This is a genomic window from Brachybacterium sp. SYSU DS0246, assembly GCF_059391765.1.
In genome coordinates this window covers 164,352-181,265 of sequence record NZ_JBZXYT010000003.1, presented here as the reverse complement: position 1 = coordinate 181,265, position 16,914 = coordinate 164,352, and the positions used below count along the sequence as shown (strand labels likewise).

The 16,914-nt window shown below is 71.2% G+C and carries 12 protein-coding genes; 8 read left to right on the top strand and 4 right to left on the bottom strand.

From position 1 onward, the window contains the following. Positions 1 to 30 precede the first annotated feature (30 nt). The 3 genes from AC5020_RS02710 to AC5020_RS02700 all read right to left on the bottom strand — a co-directional run bounded on the left by AC5020_RS02710 (position 31) and on the right by AC5020_RS02700 (position 3,161). Positions 31 to 1,464, bottom strand: coding sequence for an O-acetylhomoserine aminocarboxypropyltransferase/cysteine synthase family protein (locus AC5020_RS02710; protein WP_464987129.1), 1,434 nt, complete (start codon positions 1,462 to 1,464; stop codon positions 31 to 33). Between the two features lie 145 nt (positions 1,465 to 1,609). Continuing rightward, on the bottom strand, positions 1,610 to 2,311 hold the full coding sequence (locus AC5020_RS02705) for a DNA-3-methyladenine glycosylase I (RefSeq protein WP_464987128.1): 702 nt from the start codon (positions 2,309 to 2,311) through the stop codon (positions 1,610 to 1,612). Further along, positions 2,304 to 3,161, bottom strand: coding sequence for a siderophore-interacting protein (locus tag AC5020_RS02700; RefSeq protein ID WP_464987127.1), 858 nt, complete (start codon positions 3,159 to 3,161; stop codon positions 2,304 to 2,306). Before AC5020_RS02700 ends, AC5020_RS02705 begins: the two co-directional genes overlap by 8 nt. Before the next feature lie 183 nt (positions 3,162 to 3,344). Here AC5020_RS02700 and AC5020_RS02695 point away from each other — a divergent pair, with 183 nt between their 5' ends. From AC5020_RS02695 to AC5020_RS02665, 7 genes are all read left to right on the top strand, one after another. Further along, positions 3,345 to 4,856 carry a phytoene desaturase family protein gene (locus AC5020_RS02695; protein ID WP_464987126.1) on the top strand — a complete coding sequence of 504 codons (1,512 nt, stop codon included), beginning with the start codon at positions 3,345 to 3,347 and terminating at the stop codon, positions 4,854 to 4,856. Positions 4,857 to 5,033: 177 nt separating this feature from the next. Continuing rightward, complete coding sequence (locus tag AC5020_RS02690; protein WP_377016728.1) at positions 5,034 to 5,501, top strand: DoxX family protein; 468 nt, start codon at positions 5,034 to 5,036, stop codon at positions 5,499 to 5,501. Positions 5,502 to 5,687: 186 nt separating this feature from the next. Beyond that, the gene (locus AC5020_RS02685; protein WP_377016726.1) at positions 5,688 to 7,241 is read left to right on the top strand and encodes a peptide MFS transporter; all 1,554 of its coding nucleotides are present in this window, start codon (positions 5,688 to 5,690) and stop codon (positions 7,239 to 7,241) included. A gap of 130 nt (positions 7,242 to 7,371) precedes the next feature. After that, on the top strand, positions 7,372 to 7,860 hold the full coding sequence (locus AC5020_RS02680; protein WP_464987125.1) for a DUF6069 family protein: 489 nt from the start codon (positions 7,372 to 7,374) through the stop codon (positions 7,858 to 7,860). A 199-nt stretch (positions 7,861 to 8,059) separates the two neighbouring features. Next, on the top strand, positions 8,060 to 9,280 hold the full coding sequence (locus AC5020_RS02675) for a sensor histidine kinase (protein ID WP_464987124.1): 1,221 nt from the start codon (positions 8,060 to 8,062) through the stop codon (positions 9,278 to 9,280). Beyond that, on the top strand, positions 9,277 to 9,894 hold the full coding sequence (locus AC5020_RS02670; RefSeq protein ID WP_464987123.1) for a response regulator: 618 nt from the start codon (positions 9,277 to 9,279) through the stop codon (positions 9,892 to 9,894). Before AC5020_RS02675 ends, AC5020_RS02670 begins: the two co-directional genes overlap by 4 nt. 32 nt (positions 9,895 to 9,926) lie before the next feature. Further along, complete coding sequence (locus AC5020_RS02665; protein WP_464987122.1) at positions 9,927 to 11,648, top strand: aryl-sulfate sulfotransferase; 1,722 nt, start codon at positions 9,927 to 9,929, stop codon at positions 11,646 to 11,648. 18 nt (positions 11,649 to 11,666) lie between these two features. Here the strand turns inward: AC5020_RS02665 and AC5020_RS02660 are convergent, their stop codons facing one another. Then, positions 11,667 to 13,064, bottom strand: a complete 1,398-nt coding sequence (locus AC5020_RS02660) for a hypothetical protein (protein WP_464987121.1) — start codon at positions 13,062 to 13,064, stop codon at positions 11,667 to 11,669. 149 nt (positions 13,065 to 13,213) lie between these two features. Here AC5020_RS02660 and AC5020_RS02655 point away from each other — a divergent pair, with 149 nt between their 5' ends. After that, a complete protein-coding gene (locus AC5020_RS02655; RefSeq protein WP_464987120.1) occupies positions 13,214 to 16,861 on the top strand; it encodes a phosphodiester glycosidase family protein in 3,648 nt (1,215 codons plus the stop codon). The last annotated feature ends 53 nt before the right edge of the window (positions 16,862 to 16,914 follow it).

Here is a 16,914-nt window from a genome sequence, read left to right as displayed (position 1 = left end):
CGCTTGCGCTGTTCCGGGAGGCGAGCTGTGTCACCTCTGAGGGGCGGGTACGGCGTTCTGGGACGAGGGCACCGGCGGCTGCGAGAGCTCTGAGGGCCCCGGGGCCTCTGCCGGCGTGGAGGAGGTGACCGGCCGACCATCCGGATCGTCGATGCTCGCGCTCCGGGAGGCGGAGGCGGTTCCAGGGACGGCTGCCCGGGCCGCCGCCAGGCCGCGCTCGAGATCGGCGGCGAGATCCTCGAGGTCCTCGAGACCGACGCTGAGGCGCACGGTGCCCGGGCCGACGCCGCAGGCGAGGCGCTGGACCTCGGTGAGATGGGAGTGGGTGGTGGTGGCGGGGTGGCACACCAGGGAGCGCGCATCACCGATGTTCACGGCGAGGGTCCACAGCGTCAGCGCATCGCAGAAGGCCGCGGCGGCCGCCTCTCCCCCGTCGAGCTCGAGCGAGAACACGCCGGAGGTCCCGCGAGGGAAGTCGCGGTCGGCGACGGCGGCGTCGGGCCGGCCCGGGATGCTCGGGTGGTTGACCCGCGTGAGCCCGGCGGAGCCGTGCAGCCGAGCCGCCAGGGCTGCGGCGTCGGCGCTGATCTTGCGCATCCGCAGGTCGAGGGTCTCGATGCCGACGAGGATCTGCTGGGCGCTGGCCGCGGGAAGGGTGGCACCGAAGTCGGTGACGTACTTGGCGCGCGCGTAGGCGAGGAAGCCGGAGCAGCCGCCGTCGTACTCGTCGGCGAAGGTGACGCCGAACCGGCGATTGGGGGTGGTCAGCCGCTGCCACCGCTCGGGACATCGGCGCGGGTCGAAGCTGCCGGTGTCGACGATCAGCCCGGCGATGGTGGTGCCGTGGCCGCAGAGGTACTTCGTGGCGGAGTGGACGACGATGTCCGCCCCGTGCTCGCCCGGGCGGTAGAGCGCCGGACTGGCCAGGGTGGAGTCGACGACCACGGGCACGTCGCGGGCGTGGGCGATGGCGCTGATGGCATCGAGGTCGACCAGCTGGGCGCCCGGGTTGGCGATGGACTCGACCAGGACCGCGCGGGTCTGCGGCGTGATGGCCTGTTCCCACGCGTTCAGGTCCCAGGGGTCGACCGTGGTGGTGGTGACCCCGAGGTCGGCCAGGGTGTCGTCGAGGAACTCGGTGGTGCCGCCGTACAGCAGCTCGGAGGCGACCACGTGGCTGCCGGGCTCGAGCAGGGCGCACAGGGCGATCGTGGTGGCCGCCTGTCCGCTGGCCACGGCGATCGCTCCGATCCCGCCCTCGAGCGCGGTGATCCGCTCCTCGAGCACGGCTGTGGTGGGGTTCCCCGATCGTGAGTAGGCGAAGCCCTCGCAGCGCCGGGCGAACAGGTCCTTCAGGGAGCTGTGGTCGCGGTGGGCGTAGGCGCTGGTGGAGTAGACAGGAGGCACGACGGCGCCATGGGTGTCGTCGCCTCGCCACCCGGCGTGTATCGCTGCGGTGCTCACAAGGGCCTCCCTGGTGCGTCGTTCATCGGCGACCTCGGTTCGATCGCGGTCCTGTCAGGATCGAGGACGCGTCGTCCTGGCGACGAGGTCTGTGACGAACTGTTTCGGACGGCCGACGGGCAGGAGGCCGCTGCGGGGTCTGGGCTCAGGCCGGGGTGCCGTCCGCCGCCCAGACGCCGGAGGTGCCGCGGCGATGGGAGCCGACGAGGTGGGTGTCGACGATCCCGAGCGCCTCCATCAGCGCGAACATCGTCGTCGGGCCGACGAAGCGGAACCCACGACGCTTCAGCTCCTTGGCGGCGGCGATCGACTCGGCGCTGGTGGTGGGAACCTCGGCGGGCGTCGTGGGCATCGGGGTGCGCTCGGGACGGTAGGACCACACGAGGTCGGCGAGGCTCGCCCCGGGGCCGAGGTCGCCACGGGCGCCGATCCCCTCGGCGCTGCGCAGGTCGATGGTTGCGCGCGCGTTGGAGATGGTGGCCTGGATCTTGCCGCGGTGGCGGATGATGCCGGTGTCGGTGAGCAGCCGCTCCACATCCTGCGCCGTGAAAGCTGCGACCGCCTCGACCTCGAACCCGGCGAAGGCCCGGCGGAAGCCCTCGCGCCGACGCAGGATCGTCGCCCAGCTCAGGCCCGACTGGAAGCCCTCGAGGGCGAGTCTCTCGAAGACTCCGCGTTCGTCGCGGACGGGCATGCCCCATTCGGTGTCGTAGTACTCCCGCAGGTCGTCGTGCACGGAGGCCCACGTGGGCCGGGCGAGCCCGTCCGGTCCCACCACCACTGCGGGGACGGGCGCCGGCGCCTCGGCCCCCGGACCCGCCGGGGAGCTCGGGCCGGGTTCAGTCATCGATCGCGCCGATCGGCTCGCGCTTCTCGGCCTGGAACTGGTCCTCGATGCGGCCCAGCGCCCAGTAGGCGGAGATCGAGACCTGCTCACGCGGAATGCCGGCCTCCTTGACCAGGATCCGGCGCAGCTGCTTGGTCAGGCCCCGCTCGGCATGGCAGAAGACCCCGAAGCGCTCGGGGATGGAGAGATCGAGCGCGGAGACCTCCTCCAGCAGCTGCTCGCGGGCCCCGATCACCCAGCGCAGCTCGATCCCTGCAGGGTGGGGCAGGTCGAGCTGGTCCTCGTCGTGATCGAGGTGGATCAGTGCCACGCCGGTGGCGGAGGGGTCCATGGCCTCGAGGGACGCGGCGATGGCGGGCAGGGAGGCGTGGTCGCCGATCAGCAGGTGGGACTCCGTGGAGGCGGCCGGCGTGTAGTCGCCTCCGGCGCCCATCAGGGCGATGCGGTCACCGGGAAGCGCGCCGTCGGCCCAGCGTGCGGCCACGCCGCTGTCCTCCCCGTCGCCGTGGAGGACCACGTCGATATCCAGGCTCCGGGCCTCGTCGTCCCAGTGGCGCACGGTGTAGGTACGCCGGGCGGGCAGCAGATCCGGGTGCTGCTCGCGAAGCGCGTCGAGGTCGTAGGGAGGCTGCAGCCCGGCGGCCGGATCGGCGATCAGCAGCTTGACGTAGGCGTCGGTGTGATCGTTGCGGTTCAGCTGCGAGTACTCCTGACCGCCCAGCGTGACCCGCAGCAGCCGGGGCGAGATCCGGGTCTTGCCCGTCACCTCCAGCACGGCCTGCTTCCGCGGTCGCGTGGGTCCGCGCTGTGCGGTGGCGGTGGACGCGGATCCGGCTGAGGTGCTCTCCATGCGTCCCACATTACGCGACGACCCTGTTTCGTAAATAGTTGCCCGGGGCGGCCCGCGCCCCGCTGCGGCCCCGGCCGCCGTGTCGGTTCCGATCAGTTCCGTGCAGACGAACAGATCGGAACGCCGCGCGACAGTGCGTTCCGGACCTGTCCGACCGGAGCGGTTCCGCGTAGGCTCGCCGTTGTGAGCGCATCCCCTTCGCCCGAGGTCGACGCCGTCGTCGTCGGCTCCGGCCCCAACGGCCTGGCCGCTGCCGTCACCCTGGCCCGGGCCGGGCTCACGGTCGAGGTGCTCGAGGCGCAGGAGACCGTCGGAGGCGGAGCCCGGACCCTCGATCTGGAGCTCGCCCCCGGGCTGGTGCACGACATCTGCTCGGCGGTCCAGCCCATGGCGCTGGCGAGCCCCTTCTTCCGCGCGTTCGACATCGCCTCCCGCGGCGTGACCATGGTCGCCCCGGAGGCCTCCTACGCGCAGCCGCTGGATGACGAACCGGCGGCGATCGCCTGGCATGACGTCGAGCGCACGGCCGACGGGCTCGGCGCCGACGGGGCTGCCTGGCGCGCGACCCTGGGGACGCTGTCGAGGAACTGGGAGCTGGTGGTCCAGCTCGCCCTCGGCGACAAGCGCTCGGTGCCACCAGCGGTCCTGACCCCGCGCACCCTTGCGGTGGCACCGCTGTTCGGTGCGCTGCTCGGGGCCCAGGGGACGCCGGCCTGGGATCTCCCCTTCCGCACGGATCGGGCGCGCGCTCTGCTCGGCGGCGTCGCCGCGCACGCCATCGGTCGCATGCCCTCCCTGGGCCTCAGTGCGACGGCGTCCTTGTTGGGCACGCTCGCCCACGGCACCGGCTGGCCGATCCCCGTCGGCGGCTCCCAGACGATCATCGACGCGCTGGCCGCGGACCTGCGCGAGCACGGCGGGCAGATCCGCACCGGCCACCGCGTGCGAACCTGGCGCGACGTCCCACCCGCCCGCGCGGTCCTGCTCGACACGCCTGCCGGGGCGGCGGCGGACATCCTCGCCAACCGTCTGCCCCGCTCCCTCGAGCGCTCCCTGCGCCGCTTTCCGCACGGCAACGCCGCCGCGAAGGTCGACTTCGTCCTCTCCGGCCCGGTGCCGTGGCGCGATCCCGACGTGGCCCGCGCCGGGACCCAGCATCTCGGCGGCACCCGGGAGCAGATGGCCGCCGCCGAGGCCGACGTCGCCGCGGGCCGGGTTCCCGCGCGCCCCGTGACCCTGGTCAGCGACCCGTCGATCGCCGATCCTGGCCGGATCCACGACGGTCTCCGCCCCGTGTGGGCATACGCGCACGTGCCGGCCGGAGACACCACGGACCCGACAGAGCTGGTCATCCGCCAGATCGAGCGCTTCGCGCCAGGGTTCCGCGACGTGGTCGTCGCCTCCCGTGGGGTCTGTGCCGCGGACATGGCCGAGCACAACCCTGCTCTGGTCGGCGGGGACATCTCCATGGGCCGGGTGACGATGGCCGACATGATTGCCCGCCCCACCGCACGGTGGGACCCGTATCGGCTGGCAGAGACCGGCTGGTACCTCTGCTCGGCGGCCACCCCGCCCGGCCCGGGGGTCCACGGCATGAGCGGCTGGCACGCCGCGAAGCGCGTGCTGCATCGCGAGTTCGGGATCGACGAGATGCCGGATCTGGGCCCCGCCGGTTCGGCCCCGCCGACTGCCTGAGCGGCTGAGTACCAGGCGCCTGCGCACCTGAGCGTGCCGGCCCGCTGATCCAGCGCGCCCACTCCGTGCGGTGAGTTCTGCCGACGGCCCGGGGTGGAGCCCTGATTGATCTTTCTTCTACCGTGGAGGCCACCCGGAGCCTCCGGGTGCCGCTCTGTACCCCGAAAGGACGCTCACATGGCCTCTTCCTCCGCATCCCGCTTCCCTGCCCTCCGTGACCCCGCACTCCTGATCGCTCGGCTCGTCGTCGGCGTCGTCTTCATGGCGCACGGATGGCAGAAGATCGGCCAGAACGGACTCGGGGCGACCACCCAGGGATTCGAGGGCATGGGCATTCCCGCTCCCGGGATCGCCGCGCCGGTCGTCGCCTTCGCCGAACTGATCGGCGGCGCGCTGCTGATCCTGGGCCTGTTCACCGGGCTCGCCGGCGTGGTCCTCGCCGTCGACATGGCCGTGGCCGCCTTCATGGTCCACGTTCCCGCCGGGCTGTTCGTGGCCGAGGGTGGCTGGGAGCTCGTCGGCGTCCTCGGCGTCTCCGCACTCGTGCTCGCCGCCGTCGGCCCCGGAACGATCGCCCTGGACCGCTTCGTCGGCGGCGGCTCGACGGGACGGCGCAGCTCGGCGCGCTCCGCCTCGGCGTCCTGAACCATCCGGGGCGGCCCGGCCGCTGCCGGTGACAGACAGCCGCCGGTGGCCGGGTCGCCCGCGCGATGAGCTCTCCCGGCGTGCCCGGGAATGCCCGTTTCATGAGCCCCATCACGCCGACAGCTTCGTCACATCCGCGCCGGTGACATTGCCGCGCGCGCCGTATCTGGCGCAGGATCGCTCACCGTGAATTCTTCCGACACCCCCGATCCGACCGCGCCGCTGCCCGATCAGCCGGGCGGCGACGGTGGCGCGACCGCCGTCGCCACCGGCGAGAAGGATCTGCACAATCCTTCGGGCAAGACCTTCCTCGGACAGCCGCGCCCGCTGGCGAACCTCTTCAGCGTCGAGCTGTGGGAGCGCTTCAGCTTCTACGGCATGCAGGGCATCCTCGCGCTGTACATGTACTTCGAGGTCACCCGGGGCGGGCTCGGGATCGACGAGACGGTGGCGGCGAGCATCGTCGGCGCCTACGGCGGCTCCGTCTACATCTTCTGCATCATCGGCGCGCTGGTCTCCGACCGCCTGCTGGGCCCGGAGAAGACGCTGTTCATCAGCGCCGTGATGATCATGCTCGGCCACATCGCACTCGCGCTGGTGCCGGGCGTCCCGGGTCTGATCGCCGGTCTGCTGCTGGTGGGCGTCGGCTCCGGCGGGCTCAAGGCGACCGCAGCGACCCTGGTCGGTTCGCTGTACGACGTGAGGGACACGCGCCGCGACGCGGGCTTCTCGATCTACTACATGGGTGTGAACATCGGCGGCCTGTTCGGCCCGCTGATCACCGGTTTCGCCCAGCAGCAGTGGGGCTTCCACCTCGGCTTCGGCCTCGCCGCGGCCGGCATGGCCATCGGACTGACCCAGTACGTCCTCACCCGTGGTGGCCTGCCGGCCACCGCCCAGGTCGTCCCGGATCCCCTGCCGCGCTCGAAGTTCGCGGTGTGGGCGGCGGTCGCCGTCGGCGTCGTGGCCCTGGTGATCGCCCTGGTCCTCGCCGGCGCGATCCACCCCGGCAATCTGGCGAACATCATGACGGGCCTGTCCGTCGCCGGCGCCGTGGTCATCTTCGCGATGCTGCTGATCTCGAAGAAGGTCACCGCCGACGAGCGGTCCCGGGTGGTGGCGTTCATCCCGCTGTTCATCGGGACCGCCGCGTTCTTCGCGCTGTTCCAGCAGCAGTTCACCGTGATCACCCTGTACTCGGACAGCCGCCTGGACCGGGAGCTGTTCGGCGTCCTGGGCATCCCCACCTGGGAGATGCCCATCCCATGGGTGCAGTCGTTCAACCCGTTCTTCATCATCGTCCTGGCCCCGCTCTTCGCAGCGCTGTGGACCAAGCTCGGCCGCCGCCAGCCGGGCACCCCGGTGAAGTTCGCGATCGGCATCATGCTGATGGGCTCCGCCTTCGTGCTGTTCCTACCCATGGCCTCCGTGGTCGCCGTGCCGGTGCTGTGGGTCGCGATGATCATGCTGGTCGCCACGCTCGGTGAGCTCTCCCTGTCCCCGGTGGGTCTGTCCCTGGCCACGAAGCTGGCGCCCTCGGCGTTCCCGGTGATGATGATGGCGCTGTACAACCTCTCGGTGGCGCTGGGCACCTCGCTCTCCGGGGCGCTGGCGCAGTTCTACTCGCCCGAGAACGAGGTCGCCTACTTCGGCGTGCTCGGCGCGGTGACCATCGGCATCGGCCTGATCATGCTGGCCATCGCCAAGCCGGTGACCAAGGGCATGCGCGGGGTGCTCTGACCAGCCTGCCTGCGGGCGATACCACACGCTCACAGGGAGAGGCCGCCCGCTCGACGAGGACATTCGTACCGCCGGTCCGGGGACAACGCGCACTGCCGGAACCGGTGCAGCCCCTCATAGTGTCGCGGACATGGATCGCACGAGTCACCTGACCAACGCCCACCCCGCTCCGCGCACCGACGCCACCGCGCGGCCCAGCCGTCTCCGCCGGTTCATGGGACTGCTCGCGGCCGCCGCCATGGCCGCCGCCGTCTGGACCATCGCGGTGCCCGTTCTCGGCGTCGAACTCGATGTCGCCGAGGTCCCCGGCGGACCCGTCGGTGCTCGCACGGTCGGGCTCGCTGCCGTCGTGGGTTCCTCCCTGCTCAGCGGAGCGCTCGGTTGGATCGTCCTCGCAGTCCTGGAGAGGTGGACGGCTCGCGGCCCACGGCTGTGGCGAGGCATCGCAGTCACCGTCGCCGTCCTCTCCTTGGCCTCACCGCTCTCCATGACCGGCGACGTCGGCGCCGCGATCACACTGAGCCTGCTCCACCTCGTGGTGGCCGCCGTGGTCGTGGGAGCATTCACCCGCGTCACCGGGCGTCCCGAGCCCGCGGTGCGACCGGCCGAGTCCCGATGACGGCCCGATCCCACGGCGCAGGCCGGCCCGCAGCCGCGGTCGCCATGGGCCCTGGTCCCGGGAGCCGCGGCTGCGCGTACGATTCTGCCGGGGCCCGCGATTCTGCCGGGGCCCGCCCCTTCGACCGTGATGAGACGAGACTGCCGACGACGCCGACGACGGAGCGCTGCGCGCGATGACTGCGCGGGATACGAGGACGATGGACACGGATGACCGTGCCGATACCGCGTCGGGTCCCGCGGCCGGCCGTTGCCCCGACCTGCCCGGCTCGAGGGGCGGCCGGTGGAGACGATTCGGCCCGTGGCTGGTGCTGGCGTGGCCTCCCCTGCTGCTGGGGGCGTTCCTGGTCGTGGCCGTGCAGGAGCGACGCTGGCTCGACCTGGCCCTCATGCTCGCGCTGTGCACGTCCTTCGCGGCCGCCATGATCGTCATCCTCCGCCCCTCACGAGCCCGACGGCGCCGGCTGACGCCCGTCCTGCTCCTCGCCCTCGAGGGTGTCCTGGCCGGTGCGATTCTCCTGACCGGCACCTCAGCCGACGGTCCGGGCCTCGCCTTCGCGACGCTGCCGCTGGTCGCGATCACCGCCAGTGTGGTGCTCCCGCCCGACACCGGTCCGGCAGCGATCGCCCTGATCACGGTCGTGACGGTTGCCGTGGCCATGCTGGCGCGCGTCGACGCGGGCGTGGTCGCTGGCCTGGCCGTCACCACTCTGCTCAGCGGAATGGGTTCCTACGTCGTCCACCGCCTCGCTGCGACGGTCACCGAGCTTGACCGGACCCGGCGCGAGCTGGCCGAGGCAGCAGTGGCGGCCGAGCGACTGCGGTTCTCGCGTGACCTGCATGATCTGCTGGGCCACACCCTGTCGGTGATCGTGGTGAAAGCCGAAGCGGTGCGTCGGCTGGCCGAGGCCGATCCGGCATCGGCGACCGCCCACGGCGCAGACATCGAGTCCTTGGGGCGCACCGCGCTCGCGGAGGTCCGGGACGCCGTAGCGGGCTACCGTGACGGCGGACTCGAGGACGAGCTGACCCGTGCCGGGGCGGCGCTGCGTGCCGCCGGGATCCGCGTCAGGATCGACCCGCCTCCGCCCGGGCTCGACCAGGACTCTCAGGCCGTCCTGGTCTGGGTGATCCGCGAGGGCGTGACGAACGTGGTCCGCCACGCGCGGGCGCAGCATTGCCACATCGTCGCGGCAGTCGACGCGAATGCGACACAGCTCGTCGTCGCCGACGACGGGCCCGGGACCTCCCGCCCGTTCCGTGCCGGAGCGGGTCTGCGAGGCCTCCGAGAGCGTATCGATGAGCATGGTGGAACGCTCAGGGCCGGGCCGACGGACGACGGTTTCCGTCTCGAGGCCACCCTCCCGGTATCCGCGGCCTGGGCCGCGTCGCCTCATGACAGGAGGTCGTCGTCGCCGTGACCCGAGTACTGCTGGCCGAGGACCAGGCGATGCTGCGATCCGCGCTGGCCTCGCTGTTGAACCTCGAAGACGACCTCGAGGTCGTCGCCGAGGCGGCACGAGGTGACGAGATACTGCCGGCTGTCCGGCGGCACCGGGTCGATGTCGCACTCCTGGACATCGACCTCCCGGGTGGCAGCGGACTCGAGGCACTCCCCCGCCTCGCCGGTGAAGCACCCTGGTGTGCCGCCATCATCGTCACGACCTTCGCGCGCGCGGCGTACTTGCGTCAGGCGATGGCCGACGGCGCGCGGGGATTCCTGGTCAAGGACGATCCTGCTGACCAGTTGGCCGCCGCGATCCGTCGAGTGCTCGCCGGGGAGCGGGTCGTCCAGCCGCAGCTGGCGACCGCCGCCCTGAGCGCCCCGCCCAATCCGCTCACGGCTCGGGAGGCGGAGGTGCTGGTGCGGTCCCGCGGAGGCGCGACCGTCGCCGACATCGCCACGTCTGTGCACCTTTCCGAACAGACAGTGCGCAACTATCTCTCCTCGGCGATCGGCAAGACCGGTGCCCGCAATCGCGCCGAGGCCGAGGCCCTGGCGCGTGAGCACGGCTGGGTCGATCCGGCGCTCTAGACTCGTCGGACCGAGAACAGAAGGAAGCACCCATGGCTCTGACCTCCGACCGACCGCGTGCGTCGCTGACGCGTCGTGCCCTGCTGGCCGTCTCCGGCGTCGGCGCGCTCGCCCTGGCGGGGTGCACCGAGGATCCCGACGGGTCCACGGCCAAGGCCACCGCGAAGCTCTCCGAGTACGCCGACGCGTACGGCGACCATCCGATCCGTCAGGTCGGCTTCGACGTCCCCGAGGGCGGGGCCGCGCCGGAGACGTACACGGAACAGGGACAGTCGGCCCGCCACGACGTGCTGCAGGCCGCCAAGGAGGAGCAGGAGTGGACGGCGCAGGAGCCGCTGCTGGTGCTCGACCCCTACGGAACCACGCGCACGGGTCTGTACGTGTACTTCACCGACGCCGCCGCCGGGCGGCTCTCGTACTCCGTCGAGGTCCTCGGCACCGAGGACTACTCGCGCACCGCCGCGAACCATGCGGCCGACGGGTCCGGCTTCGAGGGGCTGGTGATCGGTTTGGTCCCCGGCGCGCACAACGACCTCACCCTGACGTGGGAGCCCGAGAGGGGCGAGACGGTCACCTCCCGGGTGCACGTCAAAGCCCCCGCCGCTCTGTCGGACTACAGCACGCAGCTCTCCACCGAGATCCACGATGAGCAGGCTCTGACCCCTGGCCTGTTCGCCCTGGCCGGCGTGACCCGCCGGGAGCCGGAGAACAGCTTCAACACGCTCCTGTTCGACGAACGCGGCGTGCTGCGCGCAGAGTTCCGTTCGGGCGACCACAGTCAGCACAACTTCGTGAGCGAGGACGGGCGTCTGGTGACCACCACCGGTGGGCGACAGGTCTCCGTCATCGACCCGCTGGGGCACGCGATAACCATCATCGATATCGACGGTCATCTCGCCCATCACGACCTCGATGTGGTGGGGGACGTCGCCTACCTGCTGACCTCGGCCGAGAACACCGATCGGGTCGAGGACCGGGTGATGCGCATCGACCTCACCTCCGGCGAGTCCGCCGAGTGCGTGGACCTGCAGAAAGTGTTTCCGGAGTACGAGAAGTTCGCGCACACCCAGGAGGGCGAGGCCGGAGGCACCACGGCGAAGGGCAAGGACTGGACGCACATCAACTCCATCCACGTCGCCGGCGGGGTCATGTACCTCTCCAGCCGCGAGACCTCCACCATCATCGCCCTGGACGATGCGCTCGAGGCCGATTCCGACCCCTCGGTGCGCTGGCTCATCGGAGCTCAAGGCCTGTACGCGGGCACCGAGCACGAGGACCAGTTCCTCAGCCCGGACGGCTCCCCCACCGAGATCGCCGGTCAGCACTCGGTGCGGCGGATCGACGACGACTCCCTGCCCGAGGGGCAGTACTACCTCGAGATGTACAACAACAACTGGTGGAACCTCGGCACCCGCGACGAGGAGGACTGGCTGGATCTGCAGCCGGAGGGATCCAGCACGGACGACATGGAGGGCACCAGTCACATCCTGCGGTATCTCGTCGACGAGAGCGCGGGCACCTTCGGCGAGAACCTGCGGGTCGACGTCGCCTACTCCTCCGTGGTCTCCAACGTCCAGCGACTCGGGGGCGGCACCGTGGATGATCCGCTCGTGGTCAACTCCGGCCGGTACAACGAGTTCTCCGAGCGCGCGGCCGACGGAACCCCGCTGGCGCAGTACCGCTACGATTCCCAGAGCATGGCGTACCGGGTGTACAAGGACGGCTTCGAGGACTTCTGGTTCGCCGGGGCGTGAACGAGGCGTCCATCCCCGCTAGCGGCTCTCGCTCTCCCCCGGGCCGTGCTCCTTGATCAGTGCGATCAGAGCCACCATCACCGCGGATGACCCGCTGTAGCGGTTGCCATCGCGTTCGAGAACACCCATGGCGGCGAGGTCGGAGAGGTCGTGGGCGACGGCGAAGAGGCGCCTCAGCTCATCACGGTCCCACTCCCCGGTGGACGGATCCTGCGGGACCTCCGGCGCATCGGGTTCCTCCGAGAGGGCGTCGTGCAAGGTCAGGCCGCCCGGACCGCACGCCACCAGCAGGGCCGCGATCGTATCCGGCATGCCCATGAATCCACCGTCCGCCCCGTCGCGAGCGTCCTTGCCGAACAGTGTCGCGGTGAGCACGGCGTGACCGAACTCGACGAACGCGTCGGGATTCTCGGACGCCGGGACGAAGCGGACCGGCCCCGTCTCGCGCCGCACCCAGCCGGCGCGGATCTCCAGCCACCCCCCGTCCAGCAGTGCGATCCACGGCCCGGCGAGCTCTGGGTGGTCCCACATGCTCCGCACGCCCCGCTCGATCCCCATCTGTTCGAGCAGGGCGGCAGAATCGGCGCGGCCGAGGGCGTCGGTACCGGTGACCCGGCGCCCGTCGCCGACGAACTCCAGGACAGCCACCGCCCGCTGGACGAAGGCGTTGGCGGCGAACGCCTCGCGCTCCTGGCCCGGGTCGGTACCGGCCAGCGGAGTGCCGATGTCCTCGTCCGGGGACGGCAGGAACCAGGGCCACGCCGAGGTCGACACGCCGGAGGCGGGGCTCTCGCGCGGCGCGGTGTCCGGATCGAACGGCGTCGAGGGATTCGCCAGCCGGCCGGTCTCGCTGAGCTCGAGGCGCTCCTCGTCGGGCAGCGAGTTGTACCAGTTCATGTAGATGGCCAGCTCGGCGTCGTCCTCGAGGTCGACGCCCTGGGCGAGGCCGTAGCCGAGGATGTTCGTGGAGAACGAGCGCCGGGACGGATCGTCGGCCGCCTCCAGCGTTGCGAACTCGAGGCTGCCCAGCAAGGTGGGGGCCTCCTGGGGACGCATGGAGTCGGGATCCCACCTGCCGGTCGCCCGCAGGTAGGCGAAGAACTGCTTCAGGGTGGGAACCAGATCCATCACCTGCTCGCGCGGCTGGATGACTGTGCGCGGGACGACCTCGGTCAGCAGCGCCGTGGTCTGCTCCTCCCGCCACACGCCGGGCTCCGGGCTGCCCTGCTGCTCGGCCTTCAGCCGCAGCAGGGTCTCGAGGGTCTGCACCTCGGTGGCGACATCGGCACGCTCGTCATCGCTGCTGCGCCATGTCCCGTACTCGGCCAGCACCTGCTCTCTTTCCCGTTGCCACTGCTGCCGTGAGGCCGAGTCGTGCTCGTCCTGCGGGTGCCCGTGGCGCTTCTTGTCCGACATCCCTCCAGCATGACGCCCTGACGGCCATCCGGCCACCATGGCCGGGACATCGGGATTCATCCAGCGTTCATCGAGTGACCTCACAGAGGTCGCGTCCGGTCCTTAGGTTGGGAGCGCTTCCAGTCCTCGATCCCCCTGGGAACCTCCTCATGTCTGCATCCTCCTCATCTCCCGCCCCTCTCCTCCCCGCCGGTGGCCCGGCCACGTCATCGGGCTCATCCCTGACCAGGCTGCTCTCCCTGGTCGCAGCTTTCGCGCTGCTGACGCCCTCGCTGCTCGCCCTGCAGGCGCTGCAGGCCCCGTCGGCATCCGCCGAGGTCACCGACGAGCAGCTCGCCGAGGGCGGCGTCCTGCCGGATACCCGCAACTACCGGGTCGCCCCCGGGCTCGAGCTGACCAACTTCTCCCGCCTGGAGTCGGGCGGGTGGAACGAGGGCAGCGTGCTGACGGCGGACCTGCGCGAATCCAGTCTCTCGATGGACGTCGCCGACGGAGGGTCGGTCTCCGGTCGCGCCCCGTTGCAGGACGTGATGACCTCTGGTCCGCAGGGCGACCAGGCGGTCGCCGCCGTCAACGGCACCTTCTTCGACATCAACCACTCCGACGCCCCGATCTACACCTCCGTCTCCCGTGACGGGGTCCGGATGGGCTCGCCCACGCCCCGCCCGGCCTTCACCGTCGCCGACGGCCAGGCCGCCGTGCAGGCACTCTCGGCCACCGGCACCCTGACCCTGGACGACGGCAGCAGCCAGGAGCTCGCCGGAGTCAACAACCCCTCGATCTCCGAGGACGGCATCGGCCTGTACACCGCCGCCTGGGGCGACTACACGCTGGATCGGCCCGTCGGCGCCCCCGATGCCCCAGCCGGGAAGGTGGCACGCGCGAGCGTCGTCGACGGTGTGGTCACCGAGGTCAGCGGAATCCAGGAGACCGCCGGGGATCCCGACATCGCCGACGGCGAGCAGGTGCTGCTGGGCCGTGAGGCGGGGGCCGACGCGGTCGCCGCTCTCGAGGTGGGTCAGAGCGTCGAGATCGAGGTCGGCCCCAGCGAGGACGTCGATCTCGGCATCGCCGGTTCCCATCAGATCCTCGAGGACGGCACAGTGCCGGACATGGGCTCGGGCTCGCTGGTGACCGGGGAGCACCCGCGCACCGCCGTGGGCGTCAGCAAGGACGGCTCCGAACTGTTCGTCATGGTCATCGACGGCCGCTCGTCCTCCTCGCGCGGCATGACGCTGCCCGAGGCGGCCAAGATCCTTCAGGACATGGGCGCCTACAACGCGCTGAACCTCGACGGCGGCGGCTCCTCGGCCCTGGCCGCACGCACGGCCGGCAGCGAGAGCTCCGCCATCTGGAACAGTCCCTCGGACGGCGAGGTGCGACAGGTCCCCAACGCGCTCGTGTTCTACTCCGAAGCCCCCGCCGAAGAGCTCAGCGACGTGCAGGCGACCCCGGCGATCGACGAGGCCGACGCCGTCTTCCCCGGCATGCGGCGCACCTACGAGGCCACCGGCCTGGGCGCCAACCTCGAACCGCTGATGGCCGACGGCTCCTTCACCGCCGACGGTCCCGCCCGGGTCGAGACCTCCGACGCCGAGGGCGCCGTCGTGCGCGGCACCGAGCAGGGTGAGGCGACGGTGACCTACGCCGCGGAGGGTCACGAGGCCCGTCAGCAGCTGCGCGTGCTCGGCGATCCCGTCGTCCTGCAGGCCGATCGGCGCGCCGTGAACCTCGCCGACGCCGAGGATTCCGCGCAGCTGACGCTGTCCGGCCTGGACAGCGACGGCCAGCGTGCCCGCATCGAGACCGGAGACGTCGAGATCGACGTCGAGGGAGACTTCGAGGTCGCCGCCGACGGTGTGGGCAGCTGGTCGGTCCGCGCGACCGGCGACTCCGGCTCCGGCGCCGTGACCTTCACAGCAGTCGGCCTGTCCACCACGGTCGCCCTGACCCAGGGCACCGAGACCCAGCCGGTCTTCGACCTCACCGATCCGGCGGCGTTCAGCACCGCCACCGCCCGCGCCAGCGGTGAGATCGCCGCCGCCGACGGTCCGGTCGGCGAGGACGGCGCTGCCACTTCCGCGATCGGCATGACCTACGACTTCACCGCCTCGACCGCCACTCGTGGCTTCTACCTGGTGGCGAACGAGCCGAAGCAGGTCGAGGGCACGGCGCTCGCCTTCACCCTCGATGTGCGAGGGGATTCCAGCGGGGTGTGGCCCCGGCTCCAGGTGCGCGATGCGGAGGGCACCGTCACCAACCTCGACGCGGAGAACATCACCTTCGACGGCTGGCAGCAGGTGCGGTTCACCGTGCCCGAGGGCCTCGCCCAGCCACTGACCGTCGAGCGCCTGCGGATGATGGAGACGCGCCCCGAAGCGCAGTATCAGGGGGACATCGCGGTGGCGAACCTGCAGACGGTGACCACTCCCGTCGCGGACACTCCCGAGGAGCCGCGCGTCCACGATGCCGCCCTGCTCAGCCACGGGAGCGTGGCCGATCGCCCCCAGCAGATCGCCGTGATGAGCGATGCCCAGTTCATCGCCGCGAACCCGGACAGCGGTGCCGTCGAGGGCGCCCGGCGCACTCTGCAGGAGATCAAGGCTGCCCAGCCGGACCTGCTGGTGATCAACGGTGACCTCGTCGACGAAGGCTCGCCGGAGGATTTCGCGCTGGCCCAGCAGATCCTCGACGAGGAGTGGGGCGAGGACATCCCCTACGTCTACGTGCCCGGCAACCACGAGATCATGGGCGGAGACATCGCGAACTTCGAGGACGCCTTCGGGCCGGTCACCACCGAGCGGAACCTGGGGCGCACCAAGGTCGTCACGCTCAACACCGCCTCCGGCACCCTCGCCGGCGGCGGGATCGACCAGATCGCCCAGCTCGAGGAGACCCTGAGCGAGGTCGCCGCCTCGGACACGCTCACGGGCGTGACGGTCTTCTTCCACCATCCGCCGACGGATCCGCTGCCGAGCAAGGCCAGCCAGCTCGCCGACCAGCGCGAGGCGCGGGCGGTGGAGGACGCGCTGGCGGAGTTCCGCCGTTCCTCCGGGAAGTCGGCGGCGCTGATCAACTCCCATGTGGGCGTCTTCCACGGCTCGGCGGTCGAGGGCGTGACCAGCCTGATCAACGGCAACTCCGGGAAGTCGCCTGCCGGCACCCCGGAGACCGGCGGTTTCACCGGGTGGACGATGCTGGGGATCAGCCCCGGCGCCGGTGTGGTGGGACAGGACCCCACCACGGCCGACCGGGTGAACTGGCTCGCCGCCGAGACCCATCCGTGGGTCGATGAGATCTCCCTGGAGGCGAGCTCGGAGCTGCCCGTCGGTGGCGTCGGCTCCGCCGCGGCGTCGTTCACGCAGGACGGCCGCACCGTGCCGGTGGCCTGGCCGGTCACCGCGCAGTGGGGCGGTGAGGGCGTGCAGGTCGACGGTGGCTCACCGACCTCTTCGGCCGACGGGGCAGAGATTGCGACCGTGGCCTCCGGTGACGCGCCGGAGCAGGCCGACGCCGGCGCCGTGGTCCGGGTGAACCCGGTGACCGGCGAGATCACCGGGCTGCGCCCAGGTACCGCGACGGTGCAGGTCACGGTGAACGGCCGCAGCGCCGAGAGCACCGTGACCGTGGTCGGTGGCGAGCCCGGACCGGGCCCGGACAAGCCCGGCAATGGTCATGGCAACGGCAACGGCAACGGTCACGGCAACGGCAACGGCCAGGGGAACGGCAACGGGAAGGGGAACGGCAAGGGCTCCGGCCGGAGCCCCGCGCCCGCGGACCCGCAGGATGAGGAGTAACCCGCGGCCCTTCCCCTGATGCGGACGCGGCCGCCCGGAGAGATCCGGGCGGC

Coding starts and splice junctions, on each gene's coding strand:
- AC5020_RS02680 (WP_464987125.1), top strand. CDS start 7,372: ATGGATCGCACGAGTCACCTGACCAACGCCCACCCCGCTCCGCGCACC.
- AC5020_RS02665 (WP_464987122.1), top strand. CDS start 9,927: ATGGCTCTGACCTCCGACCGACCGCGTGCGTCGCTGACGCGTCGTGCC.
- AC5020_RS02690 (WP_377016728.1), top strand. CDS start 5,034: ATGGCCTCTTCCTCCGCATCCCGCTTCCCTGCCCTCCGTGACCCCGCA.
- AC5020_RS02660 (WP_464987121.1), bottom strand. CDS start 13,064: ATGTCGGACAAGAAGCGCCACGGGCACCCGCAGGACGAGCACGACTCG.
- AC5020_RS02705 (WP_464987128.1), bottom strand. CDS start 2,311: ATGACTGAACCCGGCCCGAGCTCCCCGGCGGGTCCGGGGGCCGAGGCG.
- AC5020_RS02700 (WP_464987127.1), bottom strand. CDS start 3,161: ATGGAGAGCACCTCAGCCGGATCCGCGTCCACCGCCACCGCACAGCGC.
- AC5020_RS02675 (WP_464987124.1), top strand. CDS start 8,060: ATGGACACGGATGACCGTGCCGATACCGCGTCGGGTCCCGCGGCCGGC.
- AC5020_RS02655 (WP_464987120.1), top strand. CDS start 13,214: ATGTCTGCATCCTCCTCATCTCCCGCCCCTCTCCTCCCCGCCGGTGGC.